Below are 18240 nucleotides of genomic sequence, written 5' to 3'. Positions count from 1 at the left end.
GTTGCTGCCTCCTTGTATGTTTTTATGCATGTCTTTTCTCGTTCTTATTCCGCATACATATGATATGTGAATATTGTACTAAACTTTTTTCAATATTACAACCTTTTTATATATTTTACACAATGTTTTTTCCGTTCTTCTTTTTTTAAGATCTACTCTTCTTTACTTTTACGCGTTAAAATGATAATATACTTAAATATATGCATATATATAAAGAAGGAGAGCTATTATGAAAGCAAAAAAAATTGGTTTTGTTGGTCTTGGGTTGATTGGTGGTTCTATTGCAAAAGCAATTCGCCAATATTATCCTGACTATGAACTTCTTGCCTTTGACAAAAATAAAGAAACACTTGCACTTGCTGTTCAAGAAGAAATTATCCATACTGTTTCTTCTTCTATTGATGATAATTTTAGAGATTGTGATTATATTTTTTTATGTGCACCAATTTCTTTTAACAATGCTTATTTAAGCCAATTAAAGGATTATATCTCATCAAATTGTATTTTAACAGATGTTGGAAGCGTAAAAACATCTATCCACGAAGAAATCATTCGACTTGGATTAGAAGAAAATTTTATCGGAGGACATCCGATGGCAGGTTCTGAAAAAAGTGGTTTTGTAAATTCAAAAGCAATTCTTATTGAGAATGCTTACTATATCCTTACCCCTTCAGCAAATGTTTCAAGAGAAAAAGTGGAAGCCTATAAGACATTTGTTTCTTCATTAAAGGCATTGCCTATTGAACTCGATTATCACCAGCATGATATGCTTACCGGAACTATCAGCCATCTTCCGCATATTATTGCTTCGAATCTTGTAAATTTCGTTAAAAAAACTGACACAGATGATGAGTTAATGAAGATGCTTGCAGCCGGAGGATTTAAAGACATTACAAGAATCGCGTCCTCATCACCAATTATGTGGCAGCAGATTTGTTTAAAAAACAAAGAACCAATTTCAAAAATCCTCGGTGGTTTTATTGATTCTTTATCTGAAACGAAAAAATTAATTGACCAGTCTTCTGAACGGGAATTATATTGTATGTTTGAAAGTTCCAGAGATTATCGCAATTCGATGCCTAATAGTTCAGCGGGACCTATCAAGCGTCAATTTTTATTGTATTGTGATATTGTGGATGAAGCCGGTGGAATTGCAACAATTGCAACGATTTTAGCGACGAATCACATCAGTATTAAAAATATTGGTATTATTCATAACCGAGAATTTGAAGAGGGTGTTTTATTAATAGAATTTTATGATCAGGATTCTTCTGTGCAAGCTGCGGCACTACTGAAGAAATATCATTATATCGTATATGAAGTTTAGCCAAGGGAGGTATTACAATATGGAATTAGCTAAAATCACGGGGCTTCGAGGAGAAGTAAATATTCCTGGGGATAAATCTATTTCTCACAGATGCATTATGTTTGGTTCTATTGCCAGTGGAACCACTGAAATTTCGAACTTTTTGCAAGGAGCAGATTGTCTTGCAACGATTAATTGTTTTCGTAAAATGGGAATCGAAATTGAAAATCAAGCAGAAAAGATTATTGTACATGGAAAAGGACTCCATGGATTAACTGCACCAACGGAAATTCTGGATGTCGGAAATAGTGGAACTACAACTCGTCTTATCTCTGGAATTTTGGTCGGACAACCTTTTGAATCCAAACTCTCTGGTGATAATTCATTGAATTCCAGACCTATGAAACGTATTATGGAGCCTTTAACAAAAATGGGAGGGCATATTTCTAGCATTTTAAGAAACGGCTGCGCTCCCCTCTATATTGCTCCCGGAAATCTTTATGGAATACATTATGATTCTCCTGTTGCTTCTGCCCAGGTAAAATCAAGCATCTTGTTAGCTGGATTATATGCTGACGGAGAAACTTCTGTCACTGAGCCTTCTCTTTCTCGCAATCATACGGAATTAATGCTTAAAGAATTTGGAGCAGATATTCGTTCTCAATATGATTTAAACACAAGTAAAGCAACTGCATTTATTCGTCCTTGCAGTGAACTTTATGGACAAAAAATTATGGTTCCAGGAGATATTTCTTCCGCTGCTTACTTTATTGCAGCCGGGCTTCTTGTACCGGATTCAGAAATTCTGATAAAAAACACAGGAATCAATGCAACCCGGGCAGGCATTTTAAAAGTATGTGAAGATATGGGTGCAAATATTACTTTGTTAAATGAGCGTACAGAAGGTGGTGAAGCAATTGCAGATATTCTTGTTCGGACAAGCAATCTTCATGGTACTACTATTTCAGGGGATATTATCCCAACGCTAATTGATGAAATACCGATTATTGCCATTATGGCAGCTGCTGCAGAAGGCACGACTATAATAAAAGATGCAGCCGAGTTAAAAGTAAAAGAGACGAATCGTATAGAAACTGTTGTTGACAATTTAAAAGCTATGGGATGCGATATTATTGCCACAGATGACGGAATGATCATTCATGGAGGAAAGCCCCTCCATGGTGCAACGATCCACACCTTACTGGATCATCGTATTGCAATGGCATTTAGTATTGCGGCATTAATTGCAGAAGATACCACTCGAATTCTCAACAGTAAATGTGTCGATGTCTCTTATCCTACTTTTTATGATTCATTCGAAAATTTATTATAATTTTTTATTTTATAGCCTTTCGATATAAAATAGCGCATAAAAAGAGAATCATTTTTGCCTGGCAAATTATGATTCTCTTTTTTAGGTATAATCTTACTATTATTTTAAAGATAATTTTGATAGCATTTCACTTACTGTCCACCCATATACAGGATGTCTCTTGTACGGAGCTATCTCGCATAATGGTTTTAACACAAAATCTCTGTTTTGCATATCAACATGTGGAACGCAAAAATCAGGTTCCTGTATCACACAATCATCATAAAATAAAATATCCAGATCTAAAGTACGTGGACCCCAATGTATTTTCCGTTCGCGACCGGCATCCTGTTCAATTCGATGCAATTCGTCTAATAATTCATGTGGAGTAAGCAAAGTACGCATCTTTAGGCAACCGTTTAAAAATTCATCCTGATCTGTAACCCCATATGGCTCTGTAACGAGATACTCTGAAACCTTTGTTACCTTGCAGTTTTCTAGTAGATCTAATGCAGTAACTGCTTCATCAAGAAATTGCCGTTTATTTCCAATATTAGATCCCAATGCAATATATACTGTGTGCCAGCTTCTGTCAATCTCTACAGACACTGTTTCAAGTGGCAGTCCAATCGGTGCCCACGGTTTCTTTATTTCAATTTTTACCCTTTCAAGATGAGTCACCTGAAGAAGTAATTGTTCTGCTAAACTTTCTGCCAATCGTTCTAACAATTGAAATGTATGCTCTTTTACATATTTATCAATAAACTGACTTACTTCGCCATAATGAATAGACGCTGTCAGCTCGTCTGTTTTCCCTGCTTTACGTGTATCTGTATATAGAACTACTGATACAAGAAATTTCTGTCCTAACTTATTTTCCTCTGGAAATACTCCATGATTTGCAAATATTTCCAAATTTTCAATTTTTATTTTGTCCATTATGTTTAAATAATCTCCGTTAATTTTATAATTAATCTTTTATATTTCCACACATGAAGAAAGTAATTTATTTTTAATTAACCTCATGTTTTCTCATGATTGCTTCTGTCATTTTGATTGCACGATAATTTGCCTTTACGTCATGGACTCTTACAAAGGAGCATCCCTTCATCATTCCAATAACTGTTGTCGCAAGAGTGCCTTCTTCTCTTTGATCGGCCGGAAGATCCAGTGTCAGACCAATCATAGACTTTCGAGACGTCCCAAGAAGAACAGGATATCCTAATGTTTGAATGGAATCTACATGTTTCATCATCTCTAGATTCATCTCATATGTTTTTCCAAAGCCGATACCCGGATCTAACATAATCTTATCGTCTTCTATCCCTGCCTGTTTTGCCATTCGAATGGTTTCTTTCAGATCATCCAGAACATCTTCAATAAAATTGCTATACTCTGTATTATCGCGATTATGCATCAGGCAACAAGCAGTCTGATTTTTAGCAATCACTCCCGCCATTTTCTCGTCGTATTTTAGTCCCCAGATATCATTAACTAAATCTGCTCCTGCCTGAATCGCCGCCTCAGCCACATTGCTTTTATAAGTATCTATTGATATCGGAATATCAAATTCAGTCTTTAATTTTGCAATTATCGGTACAACACGTTCGATTTCTTCTTCCTCTGATATCTGTATATGTCCCGGTCTTGTAGATTCTCCTCCGATATCAAAAATATCTACACCATTTTCTGCCATTTCCTTGGCATGATATAGCGCCGAATCTAACGAATTATATTTTCCACCATCTGAAAATGAATCTGGTGTTACATTTAAAATTCCCATGATATATGTATGATGCTTTGTATCAAATTTTTTTTGACCTATAATCATATTTCAATCTCCATATTCTTTTTTTCTATTGTCCAATTGCATTCTTTTTCTGCAAGGCAGCTATAACATGCTCTTGATTTTTTATCTGCAGTATATAGCAGCCAGCTTAATATATCGGATAGGTTTGTGTTTTTAGCCTGGTCTATACACACGTTTTGTTGAACTCTGTGACTTTGAATCGCAGTAAGAATCCCTTGTTTTTCTTCTTCTGTAAAAGTTAATGCAGGAAGATCCTGAAATATGATTTCCGCAATTTCTACGGATGCTTTTTCGTGTGGATATCCTTCTTCATACTGTCTGTATTTCCCAATATCATGCAATAAAGCCATTCCATAAATAACCGGTTTACGAATTCTAAAATCCTGCTCTAGATTCAAAATCCACGCAATGCGAGCAACATCAATAAAATGTTCCATTGCATGTCGGCAAAATATTCTTCCTTCTTCCGCTTTTTGCAGACGCATGTAACACTCCTGGTATAATACATGTTTTCGAATATATTCTATTTCTATTAATTCCTTCATTTTTAATGCCTACCGCAACATTCTAAAAAATGTATCTTCTAATTCTTTATTATTCTCAAAAATTCCTCTTTTGACAATTGTCACAGTCTGACTTCCCGGTTTTTTTATTCCACGCATTGTCATACACATATGCTCAGCCTCAATCATCACCATAACACCTTTTGGATTCAATTCTTTTTCCAGTGCATCCGCGATTTGCCCTGTCAATTGTTCTTGCAACTGAAGTCTTCTTGCAAAAACTTCTACTGTTCGGGCTAGCTTGCTCAACCCTACAACTTCACCGTTTGGAATATATGCGATGTGTGCTTTCCCATAAAAGGGAAGTAAATGGTGCTCACAAGTAGAATAAAATGTAATATCTTTTTCTAATACCATAGCATCATTATCTACATGAAAACGTTTTTTTAGATGTTCTGAAGCATCTTCTTCTATTCCACCATATATTTCTTCGTACATTCTTGCAATACGATCTGGTGTTTCCACTAATCCTTCACGAGTCACGTCTTCTCCGATTCCTTCCAGTAATAGACGAACTCCTTCTTTTACCTTTTCGTGATCTATCATTTACTCATCCTCATTTTTCAATCTTTTCTGCTTTTCCAACAAGTCTCATTACATCTCCAAGATACGATAATGATCCAAATGCAACAATAATATCATCTTCTTTTGCCTGACACATGGCAATATCAATTGTATCTTTCAATGACGGCATACTGCAAACTTCATATGATTCATCTGATTTTTTTAAAGATTTTTCTTTTGTGGCAGTTGCCTCCCAATTTTTTTCAATTACCTGTTTTAATAAGTCTGCATCCAATGTTCTATCCTTATTCGGAAGATTAATTGTATATACTTTTTTTGCTAACGGCAACATAATTTGTACAATTTTTTCATATTCTTTATCTTTGAAAACACCCATTATAAAGATAAAATGTTTTTGAGGAAAATATCTTTCTAATGTTTTTTTCAATTGCTTTGCAGCATCTTCATTATGTGCTCCATCAACAATAAACACCGGATTTTCATGTATGCAAGTAAATCTACCCTTCCACTTCGTTTTTAGGAAGCCATTTCTAATAGTTTCCATCAAATATTCGCTTTTTTTCGATATTTTCTCATATTTATTTTTTGTCTGTTCAATTCTTTGTAATGCCAGTAAAACCTCGCATGCAGTTATAGCATTTTGAATCTGATATAATCCTGCCAAAGGAATATGAATATTTTCAAATTGTTTATAAGAAAATATCTGTCCATAATAAGATTCATCTAAAACTTGTACTTTATCAGGCTCTGCGAATTGTATCGGTACATGATTTTTATCTGCTGCTTCTTTTAATACCTTTCTTACTGCTTCTTCTTGTGCTGCTGAAACAACAACACATCCAGGCTTTATGATCCCTGCTTTATTCTCTGCGATTTCTTCTAATGTATTTCCTAAAAACCCCATGTGATCTCTGCTTATATTGGTAAACACAGCCACTTTTGTATTGGAAATAATATTTGTTGCATCTAAAATGCCGCCCAGACCAGTTTCCAATACTACATAATCGCAATGCTCTCTCTGAAAATATAAAAAAGCTATTGCGGTCTCAACTTCAAATACGGTCGGACTAGCCTTTCCGTTTGTCTCCATACGCACAATAGCTCTCTGAACTTCTTCAACTAATTCTGTAAATACTTTTTCCGAGATCCAATTTCCATTTATCTGGATTTTTTCCAAATAGCCAATTACTGTTGGTGAAACATATCTGCCAACACGAAATCCTGTCTCACTTAATATTGTAGAAATATATGCAAGCACAGACCCTTTTCCATTGGTTCCCGCAATATGTATGAACTTCAAATCATTCTGCGGATTTCCCAGCTCATACAACAGCTCTCGAATCGTATCCAAGCCAAGTACACTTCCGTATTTCGACACTTCGTCCAAATATACCCTTGCTTCTTCGTAGGTCACGTTTCTTGTTTCCTTTCAATTTATGATTGCTTTCGCTGTTGTTCATCATATCACTTATACTATATTCTAACAAGTAGAATTTTTCACCTAATCTTATCTGTTTTTTGCTTTATCTCACAAATCTTCATCTAACATATAAATAAGTGCATTACAAATACATGCTGCAATATTACTTCCACCTTTTCTTCCCCTGGCAATAATATAAGGCGTGTCTTCCAATTTTAAGATTAACTCTTTCGATTGAACTACATTTACAAAACCAACCGGAACTCCAATAATCAGTTCGGGATCAATGATTCCTTTTTCAACTTGTTCATACAAATGTATCAGTGCTGTAGGTGCATTACCAATCGCATATATCAACTTTTTATTAAGCTTTGCTGCCTTTTCCATACTTGCAACGGCTCTCGTAGTACCGTTCGCTTTTGCCTGTATTGCAACGTCTTCATCCGACATAAAACAAAATACTTCTCCACCATATTTTGCAAGTCGTTTTTTGTTGATCCCCGATTTTCCCATCTGTGTATCTGTTACTATGGATGCACCCTGTCGGATTGCATCTAACGCTTTTTGAACAGCACCCTTTGAAAAAATTAAATTTTTTGCATAATCAAAATCTGCACTTGTGTGAATGCATCGTTTCACAATTGGTTCTGTTCCGGGAATCAATTGTGTATCCCCTAGTTCTTCTGTGATAATCTCAAAACTTCTTCTTTCAATATCTTTTGGTAGTACCTGTTCTAGTTCTATAGCCATTTTTTCACCTGTTTTCTTTCTGATCATTTCAGCTTTTCGCCAATACCACAAACTACTCGCGTCACTTTGTCTGCCTGTTTTGCAAGAGTGGTACAGATTCTTCCAACCTGTTCTCTATAATAACGTTCAAACGAATCAACTGGCACAAGCCCATATCCAACCTCGTCACAAATTATTACTTTTTGTATATCTTTCGCAAAAATTTGATCTGTTATTTCTTTGATATCTAATTTCTCATTCTTTAAAATTCGTTTTATATAAATTTCAAAGTGATAAATTCCGATTGCGTTTTGAATTTTTTCAAAAGAATCCATTTCTCCGTCTGCCCATTGTATTTGAGGATAAAGTTTTTTTGCATATTCTAGTTTTCCTTGATATGCACCACCAATAATTAAATGCGATCCTGCTTTTTCGTTCATACACTTCACCTTTTCATTTTTATATAAAACTGCCTGTCCATATATTACTTCTGCTACTTCTACTGCTGCTTTACTCAGTTCACAATTTACTTTTCCTAAAACCTGCTTATACATCAGCATTTCATTTGAATAAACTGTTGATTCCGAAAAGACTTCATTTGTTACAATAACAATATTTTCGTAAATATCGTTTAACTTTTCCACGCCATTTAAAATGTAATCCGTGAGTTTTTCGACTACTTCGTTATTGGATAATGCGGGATACTGTTTTTTTAAAATTGTATTTACACCTGTTTCATCAAACAACTCATTTGCAACAAGATTTGACATACATTCTAATAGTACAATTTCTTTTTTATCCGAGTTTTTTTGAAATTTCATATTCTCAACAAATTCTGACAAATTTGTAAAACATTCTTCTGTCTGAAAATTTTTCTTTGCTCTCATTTGTCTATGTCTGTTTATTTTTTCTTCGGTTTCCCTTCCATATGGAATCATTGTAGCAAGATAAACTTTCGAACTGTTTGTTTTTTTACTTAATTCACAGAGTTTGTTTTCTGCATATTCTGATTTTCCGCTTCCACTTCCTCCTGTTATAAGGTATAACATAACATTTTGCTCCTGATTTATTTGATAATTCTATCTATTAGCACGATTTCACTATTTTCGTAATATTTAAAATCTTATATATTGCACTCATATCCAGATTTTCACGAATAATGGCTGCAAGCTTATCATACTGTTCTTCTTTATATGTGGACATATCCACAGCCTCTACTTCATTGATATTTAATCCTTTTTGTTTCAATAATGCAATTATAAGTTGCCTTGCAACTTCTGGTTTGTCAAAAATCCCATGTACATAGCTTCCATATACAGTTCCTTTTGCAGCCCCATCAAGTGTTAAAGTATTCTGCACGATATCATTTAATTTCAAAATACCTTGTGTATCATTCAAATAACTCGTTTTTCCCATATGAATTTCATATCCTTCAATTTCAATTCCTTTTAATTCCGAAAGCATTCCGGGAACTTCTTGAAATGTTCCTTTCACACGAGTTCTTTTCTTTTCTTTTTGAAATACTGTTTTTATTGGAAGCAATCCAAGTCCTCGGATTTTTCCCGCTCTCTCAACCCCATTTGGATCTTCTATTTCTGTTCCAAGCATCTGGTAACCTCCACAAATACCAAATACCAGTTTGTTATGCTTTGCATGTTTCTGGATTTTCATCTCAAGACCATTTTGCCGCATCCACAAAATATCTTCCATTGTATTTTTACTTCCAGGGAGAATTACTGCATCAGGATTTCCAAATTCTTCAGCACTATTTACATAACGGACAGAAACCATATCCATACATTCTAACGCCATCATATCTGTGAAATTTGATAACCTTGGAAAACGGATTACTGCAATGTCAATTAACGACACCTCTTTTTTATTCTGGATTCTTTCCGACAGACTGTCTTCTTCATCAATGTCTAGATGAAAATACGGAATTACCCCGAGTACCGGTTTATTTGTTCTGTCTTCTAACATTTTTAATCCTGGATCTAATATTTTTTTATCTCCGCGGAATTTATTGATAACAGTCCCTACAATTCGGTCTTGCTCTTCTTTTTCCAAAAGTTCTATAGTTCCAACAATCTGTGCAAAAACGCCTCCACGGTCAATGTCTCCAACTAATACTACCGGCGCATCCGCAAGCTTTGCCATTCCCATATTTACAATATCTTCTTGTTTTAGGTTTATTTCTGCCGGACTTCCTGCCCCCTCAATGACGATAATATCATATTCTTTATTAAGTTGCTCATAGGCCTGCATAATTGCAGGAACATATTCTTTTTTATGGCGATAATATTCCATAGCAGACATATTCCCCATCACTTCTCCATTTATGATAACTTGCGAGCCTGTATCACTGGAAGGTTTCAATAAAATCGGATTCATCAAAACAGAGGGCTTAATCCCTGCCGCTTCAGCCTGCATCACCTGTGCCCTTCCCATTTCAAGACCTTCTTCTGTAATATACGAGTTCAACGCCATATTTTGTGATTTAAACGGAGCCACTTTATATCCATCCTGTGCAAACACTCTGCATAATCCTCCCGCAAGAATACTTTTTCCTGCATTCGACATTGTTCCTTGTATCATAATAGATTTTGCCATTTTCTTACCTCTTCTCTTAAAGCTGTTAGTAATCGATTATTTTCTTCTTTTCTTTTTATTGCTATTCGATAATACCCTTTTTTTAATCCGATATAATTCTGACAGTCACGGATCAAAATATTTTTTTTAAGTAATTTTTCGTACAAAGACACTTTTTCTTCATAATATATTAAAATGTAATTTGCATCCGATTTGATATAGGATATTCCGATGGATTCTAACTCTAATTCCATTCTTTTACGTTCTTTTGTAATATATTGTCTGGTTTTTTCAACACGTTCTTCATCCTCAATTGCGGCAAGTCCTGCCGCTTGAGCTACTGTCGATACACTCCAAGGTTGACGTACCCTCTGCATTCTTTCCAGTAAAGAATTATCACTGCACAATATGTATCCCAGTCTTAATCCGGGTATTGCATGCATTTTAGTAAATGCACGTAAAATAACTAATTGAGAACAATTTTTTACCTCTGTTTGCATAGTTGATTCTTTGGGATTTTCTAAAAATTCATAAAAACATTCATCTAATATCAAACGAATCTGGTATTTTACGCATTTTTCTAATATCTGCATTAGTAAATTTTTAGGGATTTTTTTTCCAGTCGGATTATTGGGAGAGCATAAAAATACAACATCTAAATCTGAAGTCAAATTCAAAAGAATGTTCTCGTTTACTTCAAAATCATCTTTTGTATACAAGTATGCATGCCGCACATCACACTCAACTGTTCGTAGTGCCTGCTCATATTCTGAAAATGTTGGTGCTGTAACTAATGCCTTTTTTGGTTTTTCTGCGAGTACATAGGAAAAGATTAAATCTGCAGCCCCATTTCCACACAGTATATATGGCTCTGGCAATTCCAAATAATCTGCTATCTTTCTAACCAATGCACGGCACTTATTGTCCGGATAATGATGAATCTCTTTTAAAGCATTTTGTGCAGCTGTGATTACATTTTCACTAGCACCAAATGGATTAATATTTGTCGAAAAATCTAATATTTTATCATATTCTTTATAGTTATAAATGTCTCCTCCATGTACATATTGCATTTTTATTCCCTCTTAGCACGCCTTTTTCCTTTGTATAATTGTATACAACCATCCTATATGCAATTACACTCTATATTATATAGAATAATAGTTTAATTGTTCCGAATATTATCATTGTAACAATTGCTGTAACATACATCAAACGATTTGTTTGACAAATATCCTCAATACGTATTGAACGAATCGGTTCTCCAATATACGGTTTCTTATATAACTTTCCAAAATACCACGCATCACCGGCCAATTGTATATCCAATGCTCCCGCACATACCGCTTCTGTTTGCGCCGAATTTGGACTACTGTGATTGTAACGATCTCTTAAAAAGATTTTCCATCCGTTTTTCCAATCTAGTCCACATAAAAATGATGCCAAAACCATCACAATTGCCGAAATTCTAGCCGGAATATAATTTACAAGATCATCCATTTTTGCTGCTATTCTCCCTATATATAAATATTTTTCATCTTTATAGCCCAACATAGAATCCATTGTATTAATTACTTTATATAACATTCCAAGAGGAGCACCACCTATTAACATATAAAAGAGGGGAGCAATCACGCCATCCGATGTGTTTTCTGCTATTGTTTCAACAGTTGCTTTTGTTATTCCTTCACAATCTAACTTTGCTGTATCTCGTCCAACAATCATTGATACCGCTTTTCTTGCTCCCTCTAAATCACTATCTTTCAATTTCATATATACTTTCATGCTTTCTGTTTTCAACGATTTAGCTGCAAGCAATTGATAACACCAGAACATCTCCAGCAAAAATGCCACAATTTCATTTTTGCTTTTCAAAATTTCTAACACTCCATATGGGATTCCCGTAAATAAAATTACAACTATTCCCCATAACACTGCCCCACCTATCAATAATCCGGATTTTGAATTTCGGCTTATTTTACGGACAGCTTTTTCTAGTAATGAAATAACATTACCCATAATACGAACCGGATGGTACAACCATACCGGGTCTCCAAACAGAAAATCTAAACAAAACCCTCCAATACAGGCTACCAATGAAATCATAGCTTTTTAATCCCCCTCAACACTTTCTTTTGCCCCTCTTTCCATTCTTTTTCATCCAAATACATCTGATAACCTTCTCCATTTTTTAATAACCAATCGTAAAACTCAGAAGCTTGTTCTGAAAATTGTGAAAGGACAGCCATAATAGAACCTCCATGAATAACAAAACAAACACATTTTTTATGTTGTTTTATCGCTTGAAATATGGATTCTTCAAATCCATCTCTGCATCGCTTTAAAAAGCTTTCACGACTTTCTCCTTTTGGAAAAGGTAAAGTTCCATTTGATTCCAACCATGCCTGATATTCCGGAAATGCTTGTAATTCTTCATGATTTTTGTTTTCAAATAACCCAAAATCACTTTCTTTAAGCTTAGGCTGTAATTGTAATGCAATATCCGGAAAATATATTTTTGCGGTTTCTACACATCTTTTTAATGGACTTGAAATAAGCATATCCGGTAACTGACATTTTTTTAATTCATTTTGCATTTGCTCAATTGTAGCGAGCTGTGTTTCTTTTTTTATCAAAGACTCATCGGTTGTTCCGATATATCTATGCTCTACATTTCCTTTTGTTTTCAAATGACGAATCAAATAAATTTCCATTTTTTCTCCTGTCATACTAAAGCGTACAATCTTGTTCCTAATACAATTACTCCCAACATGAGCAATTCAAAGACTTGTAAAAAATACCCTGCCAGATCTCCCGTAATGCCTCCAAATTGTTTCTTACATAAGATTTTATAATATTGAAAGAAAAGCGTTCCTGCCACGAACAGAGTTATAGCATTTCGGGGATTGTATACTAGCATACAACCAGTACTTATCACTATCCAGCAATACATTATCATTTTAACACGATTTTTTTGTGCAGCATCTTGAAAGGTTTTGGCTAAACCGCTATTTTTTGCAGTTTGAAATGTTACAACAGAATAACCGCTCAATGCTCTAGATAGAACATAACTCCAAGAAATCAATGGCAGCATTTCAACACTTACTTCGCTCCACAATGCAATATTGCACAATAGATAACATCCCATCCCAATAATTGCAAATGCACCTGAATTCGAGTCTTTCAATATTTGTAGTTTCTTTTCTTTATCACCCCAGGAACTGAGTGCATCCATTGTATCCAAAAAGCCATCAAGATGTATTCCTCCGGTTATCATTATTGGCAGTAAAGTCATGATTACAGAAAAAAACAAACTGCCAAACGTACTTTTTATAAGTAATGTACCGATTATCTGCACACATACACCAATCACAATTCCAATCACCGGGAAAAAGCACATTGTATATTTCATATTTTTATCATTCCATTCCACCTTCGGCATCGGAATTTTAGAATACATGGAAAATGCAATGATTATTGATTCAAACAAATTTTTCATAACTATTCCAAAACCTCATATTGTTCTACTTTAATATCTGCAAATGTTCCCATTTGTCGATATACCTGCAAACCCATATCTAATAAAGGCATTGCTGCTACTGCACCGCTTCCTTCTCCCAAACACATATTACAATCTAAAAACGCAGATAGTTTTAACTCCTCAAGAAGCATTCGCCCGGCAGGTTCATTTGAAACATGTGACGCAATTATATAGTCTCTGGTTTCTGGAATCATTTTCACTGCACATAAAGCAGCTGTTGTAGAGATAAAGCCATCTAAAACAATTGGTACATGGTACATTGCACCTCCAAGACATACCCCTGTCAATCCGGCGATATCAAGGCCACCTACACAAGCTAATACCTCTATTATGTTTTGTGGATCAGGTTTATATTTATTAATTGCCGTTTCAATCGTAGTAATCTTTCGTTGCAATCCCTCAGATGAAAGACCGGCTCCTTTTCCCGTTACTTCTTCCACTGATTTTTGCAATAATATTGCCGTAACAGCACTGCTTGTAGTTGTATTTCCTATTCCCATTTCGCCAGTTGCCAGAATATCATAGCCTTTTTGCTTACATTCTCTGACTGTATCAATACCAATCTGAATTGCTTTCCATACTTCTTCTCTGTTCATAGCAGGTTCTACTGCAAAGTTTTTGGTCCCATAGCTGACCTTTTTTTCCTGAACAGTTATAGAACTTACATCTGTGATCATTCCGATATCAACCGGTATTAAATCAACGCCCGCTATATCGGCCATAATATTTGTACTTGCCGCATGATGCATAAAATTATCCGCTACAATTGCTGTCACTTCCTGCCCGATCTGGGTTACACCCTCTGCAACCACCCCGTTATCAGCACACATAATGATCAATCCCTTTTTATCCAACTGATACTCTGCTGTCTTTTTCATTCCAGCCATGCGTACCACTACATCTTCCAGTTTACCAAGACTGAACAATGGTTTTGCAACTGACATCCATCTCGCTTTTGCAGCTTCCATACTTACTTTATCTGCTTTATCTATTTGTTTTCTTAATTTTTCTATTGTTAGCGTTGTCATTTTTTATCTTACTTCCTCTATCTAGTTCGTCTGATTCACTGTAATATCCCATTCTTTACAGGCATCTATAAAACGCTCTACAAAGTTTGGATTAGACCGAAAATAAAGGTGTGGAAATCCTGCAAATAAATTATCTCTCATATGAATACAATTCCAACTTCTTTTTTTATCCGGCTTTACCGCAAGACAATCTGTTCCATTCTGTGTACTGTCCCAATAATGAAACTCATGAGCTTTCATTATTTCATCCTTTTTTAAAAATTTTCCGTTTTTCTCTGCCTTTAAAGTAATATATCCAAATCTCCCTAATCTGTCCGTTTTAAATGCTTCGGCTTTTATTACATTCGTCATCTTAATTTTCATTCTCTCTGGATTTTCCAGTGTTTCATGCAAATATAAAAACCCTCCACATTCTGCAATTGTTGGCATACCCGCATCTATTTTGCTTTGAATATCTTTTCTCATAGATATATTTGCTGATAATTTTTCTGCATACAATTCCGGATATCCCCCGCCTATAATCAATCCTTTTATATTTTCAGGCAGTTTTTTTTCTACCAATGGACTAAATTCTACCAATTCGCATCCTTTTTCGCGAAGCATTCGTAAATTTTCTTCATAATAAAAGCAAAATGCCTCATCTCTGGCTATTCCGATTCGAACTCTATTTTTTACAATACTCTTTTCATCCAACGAATTTTTTATTACTGTTTCTATCTGTGGTGCCTGACATGCTATTTGTAAAATCTGTTCCAAATCTACAGTACTTTTAATAAGCTCACCAGCTTCATGTAGCTTTTTCTGAATATGGATTATATGTTCTGGCAGCTTCAATCCTAAATGACGGCTTTCCAATTGAAAAGCTTCATGTTCCGGAACATATCCCACTATGGGTATATCATAACCACATTTCAACAATTCGGTTTCAATGAGTTGCTTCATACGTGGATATATCATTCCTGATATACGATTTAAAATAATTCCCCTTATCTGCTGATCTTTTCGAAACTCTAACATTCCCAGAATAATAGGAACAACGGATAATGCCATTCCCTTACATGGGACAACTAAAATAGCCGGTATAGATAAGCTTCTCGAAACATCATAGGAACTTGCCTGATCGGACTCTAGTGCAAGGCCGTCATAATACCCCATAACCCCTTCCGTTATAACAATGTCTCTATTTTTTCCATGGTTCACAAATAACTCTTGCAGAGAGTCTTTCGTACTGAAAAAAAGATCCAGATTCTCGGAAGGTACTTGAAGTACCTCCCTATGAAACATTGGATCTATGTAATCCGGTCCACATTTACATGCGGCCACATCTATATTTTTCTGCTTCAGTGCGGATAAAATTGCACATGTAATTGCCGTTTTACCACTTCCACTGGAGCTACCGGTTATCATTATTCTCGGTATTTGCATAAGCTATTTTAGCCTTCCTTTCTATCCGTCACAATATAAATCGGATTCTGTCCAAGCATCATATGATATTGTCCGAGTGTCTTCGCTTTTGATACGCAGACCTGTATAATTTCAGGATTTTGTAGTAGCCGTTCTTTTGTTGCCTCCATTATTTCTTTAATTGTTTCTAATGTAATTGCATTCAATACGATGGTTACTTCGGGATTTCTATCTCTCACAGCTTTTAATATAGCTTTTAAATTTCCTGATGTTCCTCCAATAAAGACATGCGTTGGTTTTTCTAATTTGTTCAGTACATCCGGCGCTACTCCCTCAATAGTTGTAACCCAGTCTGTACAAAACTTTTTCTTATTTTCTTCTATTAATGATATTCCTTCTGGATTCTTTTCTATTGCATACACCCGGATTTTTTCTGAACATAACGCTGCCTCAATTGAAACTGAACCTGTTCCTGCCCCAATATCATACAATACAGCATCCTCTGTCAACCCTAATTTACGAAGACTGATTTCTCGTATCTCCTCTTTGGTCATAGGAACTTTTCCACGTACCCATTCTTCCTCTGGAATTCCCTTATACTTCCAACTTTGTGGTCTTGTATTTTTTATCATTACAGTACATAGGCCTGATAAATCTTCTATTGTCAATTCAGAACCTTTCCGAATTACTATTAATTCATTTTCATAAGACAAATTTTTACCTATATAAAATAGAGTATCGTCCAAATGATATTTTTTTACTTTCTTACAAACTTCTTCTGCAATATCATTTCCACCAAGAAGTAAGAAGGTTTTATTATGATTTGCAATAGTCTGGATGTAATTTTGCTTTTCACCATGCGCACTTATAATTTTGGCATCATCCCATGATGTATGCAACTTTGCTGCCAGATATACAACAGACGAAATACCAGGAATCTGATATACCTGTATACACTGCTCATCATTTCCCAATTTTGTTTTAATTACATTTTCCAGTTTCTTTGCTCCGCTATAAAATCCTGTATCTCCAGATAAAACAATCCCTATATTCTGATATTGTAAATGTGTATCCAGCCACTGACAAATTTCATCTGGTTTATAAGAGCAAAATTGAGGTTTCTTATATTCTTGAACAGATTCCAGCATTCTGGATGCTCCTATAATACAATCGCACTGCTCTAAAATGCTCTCTGTTAATAATGTTCGTGTATTTCTCGAACCCATTCCTATCCCAATCAAATAAATCTGTCTTGTTATATTCATTTTTATAATCCTTATCTTGTTACATTATATCCTCTAGGTGTGACCATTTTATGATTTAAACACATTGTTTGGACATTTCCTATAAACACCGTTGTAAACATATCCGTCTCCGTATGTTCTAACTCTTCCAGTGTAAGAATCTGGCTTGTTTCTTCCTTTCTTCCTATATTTCGGACCAAACCACAAATAGTCTCTGGTTTCTTGAATTCTTTCATAATCTTGCAAGCTTTTTTCAGATAATCGCTACGTTTTTTGCTGGAAGGATTATAAAGACAGATAACAAAATCAGCCATTGCAGCTGCTCTTAATCGAATCTCAATTTTATCCCATGGGGTCATCAAATCACTTAAACTGATCACAGCAAAATCATGCATCAGCGGTGCTCCTAAAACTGCTGCTCCGCCAATTGCTGCAGTAATACCTGGAACGATTTCTACATCAAGCTCTGGAAATTCTGAACCTATCTGAAGCATTAGCCCGGCCATTCCGTAAACTCCTGCATCGCCGCTGCATACCATGGCTGTTGTTTTCCCTTGCATTGCTTCCCCAAATGCCATACGACATCGTTCAACTTCTTGTTTCATCGGAGTACTTTTATATATTTTATCTGGAAATGTATCCCGAATTAAATCTAAATACACTGGATAGCCAACAATTACTTCACTTTGTTCTAAAGCGGTATAAGCTTCTCCTGTCATCTGCTTTCCGGCCCCTGGTCCAAGACCAACCACATAAATTTTTTTCATAT

18 protein-coding genes are annotated in these 18240 nt (G+C 35.3%); 2 read left to right on the top strand and 16 right to left on the bottom strand.

The features are described 5' to 3' along the window. Positions 1–229 precede the first annotated feature (229 nt). Both D8Q48_RS01225 and aroA read left to right on the top strand, forming a co-directional pair. Entirely contained in the window at positions 230–1327 is a 1098-nt protein-coding gene (locus D8Q48_RS01225; RefSeq protein WP_118688007.1) for a prephenate dehydrogenase, read from the top strand. A gap of 19 nt (positions 1328–1346) precedes the next feature. After that, positions 1347–2639, top strand: a complete 1293-nt coding sequence (gene aroA / locus D8Q48_RS01220; RefSeq protein ID WP_118688008.1) for a 3-phosphoshikimate 1-carboxyvinyltransferase — start codon at positions 1347–1349, stop codon at positions 2637–2639. Between the two features lie 99 nt (positions 2640–2738). Here aroA and folK read toward each other — a convergent pair whose 3' ends face one another. From folK to cobJ, 16 genes are all read right to left on the bottom strand, one after another. Beyond that, complete coding sequence (gene folK / locus D8Q48_RS01215; protein ID WP_117989204.1) at positions 2739–3557, bottom strand: 2-amino-4-hydroxy-6-hydroxymethyldihydropteridine diphosphokinase; 819 nt, start codon at positions 3555–3557, stop codon at positions 2739–2741. Positions 3558–3630: 73 nt separating this feature from the next. Then, on the bottom strand, positions 3631–4449 hold the full coding sequence (gene folP, locus D8Q48_RS01210) for a dihydropteroate synthase (protein ID WP_118688009.1): 819 nt from the start codon (positions 4447–4449) through the stop codon (positions 3631–3633). Beyond that, positions 4446–4973, bottom strand: coding sequence for an HD domain-containing protein (locus D8Q48_RS01205; protein ID WP_118688010.1), 528 nt, complete (start codon positions 4971–4973; stop codon positions 4446–4448). The genes folP and D8Q48_RS01205 overlap by 4 nt, the downstream gene beginning before the upstream one ends. Positions 4974–4982: 9 nt before the next feature. Next, the gene (gene folE, locus D8Q48_RS01200; RefSeq protein ID WP_347562272.1) at positions 4983–5534 is read right to left on the bottom strand and encodes a GTP cyclohydrolase I FolE; all 552 of its coding nucleotides are present in this window, start codon (positions 5532–5534) and stop codon (positions 4983–4985) included. A 13-nt stretch (positions 5535–5547) separates the two neighbouring features. Beyond that, positions 5548–6930 (bottom strand): folylpolyglutamate synthase/dihydrofolate synthase family protein, encoded by a 1383-nt coding sequence (locus D8Q48_RS01195; protein WP_118688011.1) that lies wholly within the window; start codon positions 6928–6930, stop codon positions 5548–5550. A gap of 114 nt (positions 6931–7044) precedes the next feature. Further along, complete coding sequence (locus D8Q48_RS01190; RefSeq protein ID WP_117989430.1) at positions 7045–7686, bottom strand: precorrin-8X methylmutase; 642 nt, start codon at positions 7684–7686, stop codon at positions 7045–7047. Positions 7687–7709: 23 nt separating this feature from the next. Next, complete coding sequence (locus D8Q48_RS17395; protein WP_243116196.1) at positions 7710–8714, bottom strand: bifunctional adenosylcobinamide kinase/adenosylcobinamide-phosphate guanylyltransferase; 1005 nt, start codon at positions 8712–8714, stop codon at positions 7710–7712. A 37-nt stretch (positions 8715–8751) separates the two neighbouring features. Next, complete coding sequence (locus D8Q48_RS01175) at positions 8752–10275, bottom strand: cobyric acid synthase (RefSeq protein WP_121055127.1); 1524 nt, start codon at positions 10273–10275, stop codon at positions 8752–8754. Beyond that, complete coding sequence (gene cobD, locus D8Q48_RS01170; protein ID WP_118688013.1) at positions 10257–11327, bottom strand: threonine-phosphate decarboxylase CobD; 1071 nt, start codon at positions 11325–11327, stop codon at positions 10257–10259. Before cobD ends, D8Q48_RS01175 begins: the two co-directional genes overlap by 19 nt. A gap of 70 nt (positions 11328–11397) precedes the next feature. Beyond that, positions 11398–12360: an adenosylcobinamide-phosphate synthase CbiB gene (gene cbiB, locus D8Q48_RS01165; RefSeq protein WP_121055126.1), complete on the bottom strand. Its 963-nt coding sequence runs from the start codon at positions 12358–12360 to the stop codon at positions 11398–11400. After that, a complete protein-coding gene (locus D8Q48_RS01160) occupies positions 12357–12968 on the bottom strand; it encodes a histidine phosphatase family protein (RefSeq protein ID WP_279230721.1) in 612 nt (203 codons plus the stop codon). The genes cbiB and D8Q48_RS01160 overlap by 4 nt, the downstream gene beginning before the upstream one ends. Before the next feature lie 11 nt (positions 12969–12979). Further along, complete coding sequence (locus D8Q48_RS01155) at positions 12980–13753, bottom strand: adenosylcobinamide-GDP ribazoletransferase (protein WP_118688014.1); 774 nt, start codon at positions 13751–13753, stop codon at positions 12980–12982. A gap of 2 nt (positions 13754–13755) precedes the next feature. Beyond that, positions 13756–14823 (bottom strand): nicotinate-nucleotide--dimethylbenzimidazole phosphoribosyltransferase, encoded by a 1068-nt coding sequence (gene cobT / locus D8Q48_RS01150; protein ID WP_121055123.1) that lies wholly within the window; start codon positions 14821–14823, stop codon positions 13756–13758. Positions 14824–14844: 21 nt separating this feature from the next. Further along, positions 14845–16248 (bottom strand): cobyrinate a,c-diamide synthase, encoded by a 1404-nt coding sequence (locus tag D8Q48_RS01145; RefSeq protein ID WP_121055121.1) that lies wholly within the window; start codon positions 16246–16248, stop codon positions 14845–14847. An 8-nt stretch (positions 16249–16256) separates the two neighbouring features. After that, positions 16257–17492, bottom strand: a complete 1236-nt coding sequence (gene cbiT / locus D8Q48_RS01140; protein ID WP_121055119.1) for a precorrin-6Y C5,15-methyltransferase (decarboxylating) subunit CbiT — start codon at positions 17490–17492, stop codon at positions 16257–16259. A gap of 11 nt (positions 17493–17503) precedes the next feature. After that, entirely contained in the window at positions 17504–18238 is a 735-nt protein-coding gene (cobJ, locus tag D8Q48_RS01135; protein ID WP_022075926.1) for a precorrin-3B C(17)-methyltransferase, read from the bottom strand. Positions 18239–18240 lie beyond the last annotated feature (2 nt).

Source organism: Ruminococcus sp. B05, assembly GCF_003628495.1.
Taxonomy (GTDB): domain Bacteria; phylum Bacillota; class Clostridia; order Lachnospirales; family Lachnospiraceae; genus Schaedlerella; species Schaedlerella hominis.
This window is presented reverse-complemented; position numbering and strand designations above follow the sequence as displayed.